This is a genomic window from Peribacillus sp. NPDC094092 (genome assembly GCF_050279365.1).
Taxonomy (GTDB): Bacteria; Bacillota; Bacilli; order Bacillales; family DSM-1321; genus Peribacillus.
Genome location: NZ_JBNNUC010000002.1, coordinates 1,300,942 through 1,313,421, shown reverse-complemented (window position 1 = coordinate 1,313,421; position 12,480 = coordinate 1,300,942). Strand labels below are relative to the sequence as shown.

Below are 12,480 nucleotides of genomic sequence, written 5' to 3'. Positions count from 1 at the left end.
TTATTCGTCTGATTCTGCCCCAGGACGATTTGATTGTGTTGGCAAAGTGTCCCAAAAGCTAGCATCGACAGTTTCAATTGAATCATCGGCAACGGCTCTGACGGCGGCATCCAAAGTGGTTATTGTTTGCTTTATTAGATAGCCATTACTTTTTTGTCCAAGTGCCACTGACTCGATATTGTGGTCGGACATACCCCGCATCTCAAAAAGCAGTGTAGCAATATCATAGCGAACGGCTGCACCATTACGGCCTATGTTTTCTCCAGAACCGCCACCATACTTACCAATATGACCCCAGCCAGTTGGTTCAATCGAGTTATATACGACAGCACCCAGTTTTTTTGACGCTTCTAATACTTCAGGCTTTACGTTAGCGTTTGTAGGATAAAGAATTGAACCTGAAACAAGTTCACCATCTGTTTCGCTTAACGTCCCTTGATGATGTAAATCTATCATGTAATCTATATCGTATTTCGCAAATACATTTTCGTGTAAAGCCTTTACCTCCACTTGCATGGAATCAGTTTTTTTATCATGCTCACGGTTTAAGTCGATCCCATTTGCATTTGCCCGTGTTAGGTGCCGATCACCTTTTGCTAAATAGTCATCTAGAGGGAAATTAACATCTCCCATTGCCCCGTCTGCATTTAACATGGGAATGACCAGTATATTAACATTTTCCAATAAACCTTTAGTCTTATTCGTGCCTAAATGTTTAATGAACTCTAGTGCACCTTCAGTAGTCAGTTGTTCATTTCCGTGTTGTTGAGTTAAAAATAGTATAGTAGGATTCTTAGGATTTGACATGTATTTCGCTAGGTAAATATCTCTCCCTTTTACCGTTTCGCCGATTACTTCCAGTGACAGCCTTTCTTGTTTAGCATCCTGCGTTTTAAGATAGCTTACCAGGCTTTCATATGTATGAAGATTTGAAGTTGTCACTTGCCCATTTCCAGCACTGGGACCATTTCCAACCGCTCCGACTGGCAGCGCAACAGCTGTTACAGCACTTAACGTCATTAAACTGGATAATGAAACTGATAGGACTTTCTTTTTAAAATTCAATAAAAACCCTCCTTATCAACTTTAATAATCATGAAAAATGATTATTACTAATATTCTGACATTTTTAACACTTTGTGTTAATAGTGAAAAATAACTATGTTTCAAAATAGTTTTCTTCTAACCATATAACTAGAAAAGAATTACTTCTCCAAAGTTCGATATTCAAAAAACTTTTCATATTTGCCGAAACAGATCTTGAAGAAAAACCAGGCGGGTACCCGTCTGGTTACTAAGTTGATAAAACTATCAACTTTTATTATTGCCTGCCCTCCGTCAGTGGAATTGAATCGTATTGTTCCGGATTGATTTTATATACTGAGCCATCAGTAACTCCATCAATTATTCCATATAACCCTCTTTCCACTGCTTTAATAAGCATGCCTTTTTTCTTCTGGCCAAAAGACTGTGTCTGTCCTCTAACTTCAAAGAGTACTGTCCCACTTCCGTTTAAAGCAAAGGCTCCTAAAGCCGTTCCAGGAAGGTTTTGGTTTTGCGGATATAAAGATATATTCCCATATGGAGAATTGCCTTGTTCCTTCATCGCATTATATACCGCTACATTCAATTGTCTGGAAAAATCATAGTTATAGTTTTTTGCATATTTGGCGTACTCTTGTCCTGAAGGCGTTCTTGGATCAGGTACAAATTGAGCGGAAAGCGAGTATGTGACTAAATCATCCGTTCCATCGATTTCATAATAGGGAGCTTGGTGGTGCAAGTCGACAAAAATCTCCACCTTCCCATATTGCTTCAACAGAGACTTGTAAACATCACGTGATGCTTGTGATTCAGGTGTTATGAACCAACCAGGGGTGGATGATTTCCCAGGGAAGTCTTTAGCTTGAGGAATATAATTTAAATCAGGATTAAAGTCACGATTGACATCGAAGCCAGGTTTGGACTCATAATCGAATGATTCATTTTTGTATGTATAATAGTTCCAGGATGGTTTCGCTCCGGCTAACTGTGGAAACTGTTCCCCGACCTCTGCCCAGGTCATATCATTACCCCGACGGTTCAATTCAGAAGCATCCGGATTCATTTTAGGCAAAGCCACCAGGGTAATTTCTTTACGAATTTTCTCTGCTTCAGGAGAATTGGTCCCCAAAAACTTCAAAATATTCAAGATGGCATCCGTACCGGTTTTCTCATTCCCATGTATCTCACTTTGAATTAAAACGACTTTGTCACCTGTTCCCACGGTTGCTTTATAGATTTCTCTATTTCTATTGGAATATCCAGCTACATCCACTTTCACTTTACCTTTGCTATCACTCGCAATTTGTTCTAGCTTCTTCCCTAGTTCAGCATGATCTGTAAAACCTGAAACCGAATAAGTTTGTTGAATGGGGGTTCCTGGTGATGTTTCATTAGCTGCAAATGTTGGTGCCGCAATACCCGCCGATAAAACGGCAACTCCTAGAGTTGAAACAAGTTTCCTGTTTTTCATAATACAACAATCACTCCCTTAAAATATTTTTCTATCTTATTATACAAAATGGCAAAGTAGAAATATGTTGGAATTTGATGTCGTATTATGGTTTTTAATGATCTAGCATATGTTTTAAACATTGCAGTAATGTCCACTCCCGTACAAGAGTTTTCGGATGGAATCAAACCGGGCATTTGTTCTGCTCTCTACCAAGACAAACCTCCCTCCTCCTTTACATCTGTACAAGTTTTAACCATGAAGCAGCAGACTTTCAAAATTGAAAGTATCTATCTATACTATTTCCGTTGCGTCATTATTCAGATCATGAATATTTGCCATTTGAAAAATGTCCCGATTTTCCCATGCAAAATGATCCGCGACATGTGTATCACGGATAACCCCGGTCCTAAAACATGTAAAATTCGCAAACTGCAGCGAATCCCATCCTAGTTTTGATTGTTTCCGTCAGTCGCATCCAGATGGAACATCCACTTAAAAATATCTAATGGGATGCAAGCTGCCCTTACCTTTTTCGAATTTTCCCAATGATTAATAATAACAATGGAAGAATAAAACAAATCGTTAAGGATAAAGGTGTCCACGCTGTAGCCATAAAGTTTTGATAATGTACGATATCGGGATGCGAAAAGATGGTTAAAGTGAGAATTAGAAAAGCTAATGGGAAAAGAAGGATTTTGTAATTTTTTAATCCTAGCCATTGAGCTAGTCCCAAGGCGAGTCCATAAAAGCAAATGGTCAACTTAAAATACTCTGTAAAAACCCAAATGAATGCCACGATGACCTCGACCCTTTCAAAAAAATCACCAACGCTTATCCTCATCCCCAGTTTATAAGAAGGATAGGTTAATCTTGCTGTATTAGAAGCATCCAATACGAGGATACAGAAAATGATCACTAAGAAAAGAACTCCGCCACCTAATAAAGTCCCTAAATAAAAGCTTTTCTTCATTTCAGCCTTTTCCTTTACATATGGAGTGAGCATTAAAAAGAAAACAAGCTGAACATAAGGCAGTGCTAAAGAGTGATATGATCCCTTCATGATTGGTTTCATGCCTTCTTCAAATATAGGTTGCATATTTTCGAATTTGATATCCGGGATAAGAAATACGAATAATATGCAAAGCAGCAGTACAAGCCAAGGGAAAAAAATTAATGCTGTCCGGGAGATGACTTCCAGTCCAAGCCGTGCACCAAATAAGCTTGTTAATATAAACATGATCATTATGATTTCCATAGGTGTCTCACCCAGAACCTGTGTCGAAAAGAAATTCCCAATTTCACTTAGTAACGCAGAAGAAAGGTAATAAATATAAAACAGGAAAAGCAGTGCCGAGATTTTCCCGATCCATTTGCCAAATATTTTTTCATTAACTTCTATATAAGTCATGGATGGGTAAAGCCAGGCGAGCCGGGTATATAAGTAAACAAAACATAAACCGATGAGAGTGGCTATGATATAGGTAATCCAGCCATCCTGTTTTGCTAATGAGACAAGAACGGAAGGTAAAGTAAGTATCGCTCCTCCTATAGTGAATATAATGACCAATATAAGAAATTCACCAGAGCTGATTTTCCCTTTTTCGAGCATGGTCGATACCTCCCTAGGATAAAATACGATCCATGAAATGAGAGAGTGGACTATATATTTTCGTTATCCAGTCAATAGGAGTGGGAATGGTAATATCCCGGATTATCAAAATACTCAATGTCATGCCAACTAAAAGCAAGAAAATGAAAATGACAATTTCCTTCCAGCATTTCTTCTTAATAAGAGGTGGTATTTCGAAAAATGAAATAATAGCTCCAGTACACACTGTTCCAATGATTGCCCACATTGTTCTTTACTCCTCGATTTCTTTTTGAAAGGATTCCGATATCGTTCCTAGATTACGAATCTTTGCTTTAACGTTTACATTCACGTCCAAATTTGCGAATTCCTGGTCCCAATTTCCTTCTAATCGTTTCCATGCTTTAGAATCAGTTCTATGGATTTCATCACCAAAACCGAAAATGTCACTTTGATACTTCTCTTGAAGCGTTTTTATCGAACCTTCTATCTTCCCTTTAATATCTCTTGCGTATCTTTCATTCAATTCTTCGATTTTTTCGGGTTTAGTTAAATCAATTGTGCATTCTACTTCACCTATACTCCCTTCTGTCGTGACATTTATATCAATTTTCGGATTTCCTTTTACCATTTTCCCTTTGATTTTCGTTTTTGAACTAGTCGTGTTGACCGTAATTTGCTCACCTTCACATGGAATATTTACCGCAGTGGACTTAACATGATCTGTAATATAACTAACACCTTTACTGTCGTTCCTGTTTAACCAGCCGACAAGTTTATCCTTCTTGAATACTCCAAGATAATCCAATCGCAAGCCGGATTTTGGGGAGATATTTTGTGCATTGGTAACATTGCTTCCTGATTCGGGATCACCATAAACGTAAATCCCCGTTAGCATGGCCTGCCTGCCTTTGCTGACGATACTGCTGACCAACTCATCCAAAGTGACCGTCCTTGTCGGTGCCCATCTTCTCTCTGAATTTTCCAAGGAGTCAAAGACTTTATTGGCCGGTATTTTCTCAAGGGCCGTTTGCACATTAAGCGTATCATATGCAGTTGAGCCCTTCGCAACAGTCATATAAAAATCTGAACGCAACTCCTTTAGCCGGGAAAGGTAATCCAAAGGCTTTGCTATTCCTTCCCTGGCCATTTCCTCACCAAAGACAACTTCACGAAGATGTGCTACATATAACCTCCTTGGTACATCAGTTGATAGGCTTCTAAGGGCTTCAAAAATGGTTTTTCCACTCTTCCTGAAGGTTACAACTTCCGTACGACCAGACCTAGCATCACCTGCAAGCTCACTCGGATTCAGAACTTGGACGGTTACCATATATCCAGCTTCTGTTTTATCAATTCCCATGGCAGTAACGATGGCAAGTTCATTCAATTCAATGCTGCTCCAACAGCCGGATAAACAAATCATTGGTACCATTAAAAATACGATTAACATTTTTTTCATCGTGACCCTCATATCTCATCATTTTATCTTGGTGTTATTCAGGTGGTTTCGGAGCACTGGTATCTCCTCTTTCTGTATCATTTTTACTGATCAAATGAGGCCGCTTTAATAAGGACCAATGCGGCAATCGGACGATATTGTCTTTTTGATCTTGTAAAATGAATGGTGCATTTGGAGCTAGATATGGCAAACCAAAAGATCGCAAGCTATTTAAATGTAGGACCATCACGATCAGCCCCAAAATGATTCCGTATAATCCAAATGTAGCGGCCAGGATCATAAACAAGAACCGAAGCATCCGAAAAGCCATGGCCATGCTATTAGCTGGGAACACGAAACTGCAGATGGCGGTCAAGGACACGATGATAACCATTGTTGCTGAAACGAACCCTGCTTCAACAGCAGCCTGCCCAATAACTAATGCACCTACGATGGAAATGGATGAACCGATAGCCCTGGGCATCCTCACACCTGCCTCACGCAAGATTTCAAACACTACCTCCATCATCATCGCCTCTACAAAAGCTGGAAAAGGAACACCCTCACGTTGTGAAGCTAGACTTATGAGTAAAGGAGTAGGAAGCATTTCTTGATGAAAGGTTGAGACAGCTACATAAAGTGAAGGTGTAAGCAACGCAAGGAAAAAGGATAAATACCGTAATATTCGAATTAATGTGGCAATGTCTGCCCGTTGATAATAATCTTCACTGGACTGAAAAAAATGCACCATCAGTGCTGGAACGATAAGGACAAACGGCGTTCCGTCAACAAATATCGCAATCCTTCCTTCCAACAGGGCAGCGGCTACGGCATCAGGACGTTCCGTATTATATACGGTTGGAAATGGGGTATATACTTCATCCTGTATAAGTTCTTCAATGTAGCCACTCTCAAGAATCGCATCTATTTTTATTCGATTTAACCGGCTTTGCAATTCTGAAACCGTTTTATCATTGGCAACACCTTTCAGATACATAATTGCAACGTCTGTTTGCGTTTTTTCACCAATCTGTTTTGTTTCAAGCCAAAGGGAAGGATCTTTGATTCTCCGTCTTATTAAAGCAGTATTTGTTCGCAGCGTTTCAGTGAACCCATCCTTCGGGCCTCTTACTACTGTTTGTGAGGAAGGTTCCTGAACTCCGCGATCGACCCATTCTCTTGAGCCGAGTGCCATTCCTTTTGGGAAGCCGTCCATCAATAACACCGTGTCCCCCGATAAAACATGATTAAAAAGTTTTTGGAAATCAGTCACTTCCCCTATTCCACCTATAGGAAGAGTATGTGATTTTATCATTTCAAAACAGTCAGAGGGATTAAAGGCCGCTACATCCAAATCCGAGTCCCGAATTTCAACCATCAAAGTGTCGAGGATGAAATCTTGGACGGATACCGAATCCGTTAATCCATCTGTGTAAACGAGGCCTAACTTAAGTTCCCCAATTTTACCTGCTTGAAAATCCCTTATAACTATGTCTGAACTATTTCCTAACGTTTTCTTGATATGGTCTAAATTATATTGAAGATCAGAGGATATAAGTTTTGTTTCATGCTTTTTTGAGTCTTCACTTCGATATTCGGCTTGAACTGGATTTTGGTTTTGATTTTTAGTTGGATTTTTGCTTTGATTTAGGTCTTCTTGTTGTTTTTTATTTTTCACTGTTTGTTTATTTTCAATTATCTTCCTCAATGGGATAGGAACTCGAGATTTCAATGCTTACCCCCTCATAACCAATAGCCTGTTAAAATTATGTTTTCACCTTGGCTGCAATTATATCCATCTAAGTAAAATTAATTGCAATGAATAAAGAGCTAACTCATTGTAGACATGATAATCTTTTTTAAAATCCCACTTTTTTTCAACAAAAAAACGATGATTCGTGAAGTTCGATCATTTGATTAAAGGTTGCAGAATGTGCCTCGGATTAACCTTTCAGACTAGTTTTGTCGAGAGGAATAATGACAGGAATGGCGCTGCTTTTTGATTACAATGTGGAAATCCTAAAAATGAAGAAGTCGGATTAATTCTATGAGTAAATGCATAAATCGCCAGTATTCGCATAATTTTGTTTTATTATCATTTTCATAAGCAAAAACTTCTATTTTTTTGTTGAACGATGTGGCAGAAAGTTGGATGGTTAAAGGACATTCAAACATGAAGAAGAACTCTGCGGAGATTCACAGAGTTTCTATAATCTTATTTTTAGGTGACAAGGCAACTTGCCTTTGAATAGGTGTATAGATTTTTAATACCTGGTCACTCCTTTTTTCCAAAATTCCCTCTAGAAGTCGTTTGAAATTTCATCGCTAATGCATAGCCACAAAAAAAGGCTGCACCCAGTAGGTGCTAGCCCCTCCTAAAAAATTGTATATGAAATGAACAATCCATTGTGTCAAGGCACCGAATTCAAGATTCCAATGTAATATATTCAGCACCATGATCTTTTGCCCAATTATGTATATAACTGAGCAGTCTATATCCAAGGCCACTAGGACGATGATTTACATCAGTAACCAAATCTTGTACAAACACATAACGTTCATTATATGAATCTTCACGCCAACTAATACCTGCTAAAGCTACGATGCTTGTATCATGATATAAAGCAAATAACTGTTTACCCTCCTCACGCATATCATTTAATAATTCTAGATATTCCTCTAAACTCAAATCAGTTCGTAATTGACTTAATACAGGATAAGCCTGCAAGAATTGATGTTCTACAGTTAACTCTACAATATTTTCCACTGGTATTTTCATACGAATATTCTCCTAACCTTCTTAAGTTTAATTGCTTCGGCTGCCCTTAACGGCAAAATAAATGTTTTTCAATAATTTTGTGCGTTTAACCTAATTTCCACCATTTTTCTTTCTTCGTAAATATTAAATATACACACAAAAGAGATATACACAAAAAATAATATGCAAGAATCGTACCAGCTCGAAGGAGAGCATCAGTGGAAAGTTTAAGAAAAAGCATGACAAGTAAAATACTCTTCTTTCGTTTTGCTCGTCTCGCTAAGGCCATCACTGATTACCACTCATTTATTGTGTAGTAAAAAAATCTTCCTGTGTGTTTTTCAATACAATGCATGAACATTTTGACTCGGTTTTGAGAATTGCGCAGGTTAAAAAACAACATTCGTAATGCATTTAGGCATGGCTGCACCTTTTAAAATACTTGTTTATTTTCGATTTTTTAAATCTAGCATACTGAATGATTGGCAATTCATTGCTTTTAAAATGATTTCGCGATAAATTTCTATACCTTACCATTGAAATGTTCTAATGGAATATCGGAATTTTGAGGAGAATCCCAGGAAAATCGGGCACGGATACTGAAGCGGAGATGGAATGTTGAAGAAAGGCAATTAATCTCTGTGTGAATAACTTTAAAAACAATAGCCAAAAATATGGAATATTAAGTAGGAAGGAACAAACAAAAAGGTGAATGATCATGCCTGATAGTTTCAAAATTTCATCACATCAATTGATGATTTTAATCCTTTTATATTCGGTAGGAACGGTTATTTTGCATACTCCTTCTCCTTTAACTAGTTTTGCTAAGCAGGATGCGTGGATTGCTGCATTACTTGGGACAGGAATCGCATTCATTTTTGTTTGGTTTTACATCAAGGTTGGAAATTTATACCCAGATCTCCCTTTAGATCAAATAAATGAAAAGGTTTTCGGTAAGTTAGTCGGTAAGATGATCAATCTCGCCTTTTTCTTATGGTCTTTTTCGACTGCCGCCGAGACTACTTATTATGTGGGGAATTTCATTGAAACTTTTTGGATGCCGGATCCCCCCTTGTTGCATTAAATATATTGTTGGTTACAGTAGTGATCTTTACAGTTCGCCTTGGTATCGAAACTTTTACACGCACGTTGGAAATATTCTTCATACCCGTATCAATATTACTGATTATTTTTTTGGTTTCCATCATTCCTCAAGCAAACATCCAAAACATTCAGCCAGTATTTGAATACGAGCCAAACCTGTTATTCGGGGGACACTTTTTTCGTCAGCGTGTTTACGCTGTCTCCTGTTATGTTTTTAATGATCTTCCCTTCAAAGGTCAATGAAAGAAAAAAGGGTTGAAGCCATTATTGCCATGATTTGGATCTTTACAATCTATACCAGGACGGTGATGTATTTTTATGTATCGGTTGTTGTTTTTTCTAACATATTCAAGATAAAGGATTATCGTCCATTTACTACAGCTTTAGGGATGATAATGGTTTTCTATTCATTGATTGTTTTCCCAACGGTCCCATTAGCTGGGGAATTCAATAAAAATATATGGTTATTCCATGCATCGATTTTTGGTCTGGTCATGCCTTTATTATTGTTTATCACGGTTAAATTTAAAAATATCATTAAAAAGCATTATGGTGGCCAACAATGATAACACTGATGTGAGTTGGAGGATTTAAAAAATAACATCATTAAAAGGACCCAAAATCCAATTTGCCGAGTTGTATCTGGCAGAATTGGATATGATTGTAATGAATATTTACGAATGAGGTGAGTATATTGAAACATAAAATAATCATTATTTTCAGTCTGGTTTTTATAGCATTCATGACTGGTTTACTCATCTTTTACCTCATTAAAGATGATTCTTCCCGATGGATGGTAGCTCTAGGCGGAATATTGGTAAGTGCCTTGCCGATTTCATTACTGTTTGTAAAAAATAACCCCTTTAACATTCCACTCATAATCGGTTATTATGTTTTTGTTTTCTGTACGACATTTTTAGGATCTATCGCAAATTTTTATGTTGATTATAAATGGTGGGACTCTGGCCTTCACTTTTATAAAGGGATCTTCGTAGGTTTTGTTGGGATTGCTCTTTATAAACTATACATCCCTCAAAAAGCGAGAAAAGATGTTTCAAGATGGGTCATTTTTCTTTTTGTTCTCTCACTTTCAGTCACTGCCTCTGTTCTTTGGGAAATATATGAGTTCGCAGGTGATCAGACTTTTACTCATACCATGCAGCGTGGCGGTAATAAAGATACCATGTACGATCTAATTTTCGGTCTTACCGGCGGATTGCTTATTTCCATTTATTCTTGTGTACAAAAATTAAAATTATGATGATTTGTTGAGGTAATCATATGAATCGTAAGCTAGTTATATCATTAAGTTTAGTATATGTACTTTTCATGGCAGCTTTATCTATTTTTTTCTATTCAGCCGATGAAACTTTCAAATCACTGGTTTCGATAGGCGGTGTGGTATGTGGGGCAATTCCCCTTTTACTGGCCCTATCTACCAGGCTTCAATTCAACCTGCCGATTATCATTTCCTATTTAATCTTCTTATTCGGTTCACAATTTTTAGGTTCTATTTTAGGTTGGTATGGACTGGGGTGGTGGGACACATTATTACATTTACTAAGCGGTTCCCTTCTTGCTTTTACGGGAATTGCCTTATATGAACGATTGGTATACAGAAATGCAGGCAAAGAGATCTCCCCTTTGTTTGTCTTTTTGTTTACCCTCTCTTTCTCAGCACTTGGTGGTGTCATATGGGAGATCTACGAATTCAGTTCTGATCAATTGTTCGGAATGACACTGCAGGGCGGAGGGAATAAAGATACAATGATAGATTTAATCGCGGATACTATTGGAGGACTTATCATTGCGGTGTGGGCCGGAGTGAGGACAAAGATTAAGTTAAAGGAAACATGAAAAATCGTTCCAGTTTCAGAAATCCGCTCCCTATCCGCCGACTGTCTGCCGAGCCTCCTCGACGCAAACGTCTCCGGGGTATCGGCTAAGACAGTTATTCGGCAGGAATGTCGCAAATTTATTCAATCTAAAGAGGTTTCATTCCATATAAAACGAAAAGGGTGCGGGATATGACCATTCCTAACCTTTTGTCGACAAACAGAAACGACCATCTTATCGATGGTCGTTTTTATGTTCATTTAAATATGATGGAAATTATTTTTTCCGTCGTCATCGCACTATCTACCACATACGTTCCAGGCCGTAATCCGTTGGCCTTGCCTTTCTTTTCAACCGCGTCAGAAAAATCATTGGCATTTTTAATGACTTTTGCCTTTTGTAGGGTTTTACCCACATCGATGCTTGTCGAGCCTTTAGACACAGTAAGAACTGTTCGGTATATGATTTTTTCTGTTGGTTCTTTTACCTTTTCTTTTTCGGCATCCGCTTTATCTTTAACCGACTGTGCTTCAGCAATTTGATCTTCCCATTCTGATTCCGAATGTATGACATACCCTTCTGAAGCCAGAGACTCTTTCATTTCATCTTCTGATAGTTTCTCCGATGTGCCGTTCGCTTCACCTGGACCAAAGAAGTACACTGAACCGCATAAGCCTGCTGCAACAACGATGCCTCCGGCAAAGCTGCGCATTGATTTAGATGTCATTGGCCACATTTCTCCTTTCATTCTTCGTTTGTATGTAAGGAGTAAGCATGCGTTCTATTTCATCTTCCGGCTGTTTTGTCTTCAGTGCGATGCTTTCAAATGAATAGCCTCGCTTATGTAGGTCGAGTACTTCACGCAATAAAATCCGTTTTTCGGAAGACATTGCTAGAATGCCTGCCTCTTGCACCGTAATTTCAGCATCTATCTCGATGTTCCTGATCTTTTCCTGTAATACATTCATTTCATCTCCAAAAGTGATGGCAACCTGTTCCAATTGACTGTCCACTTTTAAAGAATCCTTTTTAATAAACGATAAAATGAACAGTAATACTGCTGCAGCAAACAAAATGATCAGAGCCCATTCCATCATTCTGTGTCCCTCCTTAATCTTTGAATCTAATATCTCGCTTTCTAATTATATATTGATTTGTTCCAAAACTCGATTTAAAAGAACAAAATACCACAATAGTCACGTATTTATGACAAAAAAAGGCGAAGGGCTGCCATCCATAACTATTAATGATGAGAA

General features: G+C 38.1%; 11 protein-coding genes and 1 pseudogene. 4 read left to right on the top strand and 8 right to left on the bottom strand.

Annotated elements, in window-relative coordinates:
• The 6 genes from ACQKNS_RS15405 to ACQKNS_RS15380 form a co-directional block, all read right to left on the bottom strand.
• Positions 1-1,065: a M14 family zinc carboxypeptidase gene (locus ACQKNS_RS15405; protein ID WP_427644060.1), complete on the bottom strand. Its 1,065-nt coding sequence runs from the start codon at positions 1,063-1,065 to the stop codon at positions 1-3.
• Between the two features lie 256 nt (positions 1,066-1,321).
• Positions 1,322-2,515, bottom strand: coding sequence for a M14 family zinc carboxypeptidase (locus tag ACQKNS_RS15400; protein ID WP_427644058.1), 1,194 nt, complete (start codon positions 2,513-2,515; stop codon positions 1,322-1,324).
• 505 nt (positions 2,516-3,020) lie between these two features.
• Positions 3,021-4,106, bottom strand: a complete 1,086-nt coding sequence (locus tag ACQKNS_RS15395) for a GerAB/ArcD/ProY family transporter (protein ID WP_427644056.1) — start codon at positions 4,104-4,106, stop codon at positions 3,021-3,023.
• 253 nt (positions 4,107-4,359) lie between these two features.
• Positions 4,360-5,547 (bottom strand): Ger(x)C family spore germination protein, encoded by a 1,188-nt coding sequence (locus ACQKNS_RS15390; RefSeq protein WP_427644055.1) that lies wholly within the window; start codon positions 5,545-5,547, stop codon positions 4,360-4,362.
• Positions 5,548-5,581: 34 nt separating this feature from the next.
• Positions 5,582-7,204 (bottom strand): spore germination protein, encoded by a 1,623-nt coding sequence (locus ACQKNS_RS15385; protein ID WP_427644236.1) that lies wholly within the window; start codon positions 7,202-7,204, stop codon positions 5,582-5,584.
• A 747-nt stretch (positions 7,205-7,951) separates the two neighbouring features.
• Positions 7,952-8,305 carry a GNAT family N-acetyltransferase gene (locus tag ACQKNS_RS15380; protein WP_427644053.1) on the bottom strand — a complete coding sequence of 118 codons (354 nt, stop codon included), beginning with the start codon at positions 8,303-8,305 and terminating at the stop codon, positions 7,952-7,954.
• A 691-nt stretch (positions 8,306-8,996) separates the two neighbouring features.
• On the opposite strand from ACQKNS_RS15380, the pseudogene ACQKNS_RS15375 reads away from it, so the two are divergent.
• The 4 genes and pseudogenes from ACQKNS_RS15375 to ACQKNS_RS15360 all read left to right on the top strand — a co-directional run bounded on the left by ACQKNS_RS15375 (position 8,997) and on the right by ACQKNS_RS15360 (position 11,245).
• Positions 8,997-9,631 (top strand): annotated as a pseudogene (locus ACQKNS_RS15375) (GerAB/ArcD/ProY family transporter).
• Positions 9,628-9,954 carry a hypothetical protein gene (locus ACQKNS_RS15370; protein ID WP_427644051.1) on the top strand — a complete coding sequence of 109 codons (327 nt, stop codon included), beginning with the start codon at positions 9,628-9,630 and terminating at the stop codon, positions 9,952-9,954. Before ACQKNS_RS15375 ends, ACQKNS_RS15370 begins: the two are co-directional and overlap by 4 nt.
• Positions 9,955-10,082: 128 nt before the next feature.
• Positions 10,083-10,649 (top strand): membrane-spanning protein, encoded by a 567-nt coding sequence (locus ACQKNS_RS15365; protein ID WP_427644049.1) that lies wholly within the window; start codon positions 10,083-10,085, stop codon positions 10,647-10,649.
• A 20-nt stretch (positions 10,650-10,669) separates the two neighbouring features.
• Positions 10,670-11,245, top strand: coding sequence for a hypothetical protein (locus ACQKNS_RS15360; RefSeq protein WP_427644047.1), 576 nt, complete (start codon positions 10,670-10,672; stop codon positions 11,243-11,245).
• Positions 11,246-11,480: 235 nt separating this feature from the next.
• Here the strand turns inward: ACQKNS_RS15360 and ACQKNS_RS15355 are convergent, their stop codons facing one another.
• Positions 11,481-11,951 carry a hypothetical protein gene (locus ACQKNS_RS15355; RefSeq protein WP_427644045.1) on the bottom strand — a complete coding sequence of 157 codons (471 nt, stop codon included), beginning with the start codon at positions 11,949-11,951 and terminating at the stop codon, positions 11,481-11,483.
• The gene (locus ACQKNS_RS15350) at positions 11,941-12,321 is read right to left on the bottom strand and encodes a hypothetical protein (RefSeq protein ID WP_427644043.1); all 381 of its coding nucleotides are present in this window, start codon (positions 12,319-12,321) and stop codon (positions 11,941-11,943) included. Before ACQKNS_RS15350 ends, ACQKNS_RS15355 begins: the two co-directional genes overlap by 11 nt.
• Positions 12,322-12,480: the final 159 nt, after the last annotated feature.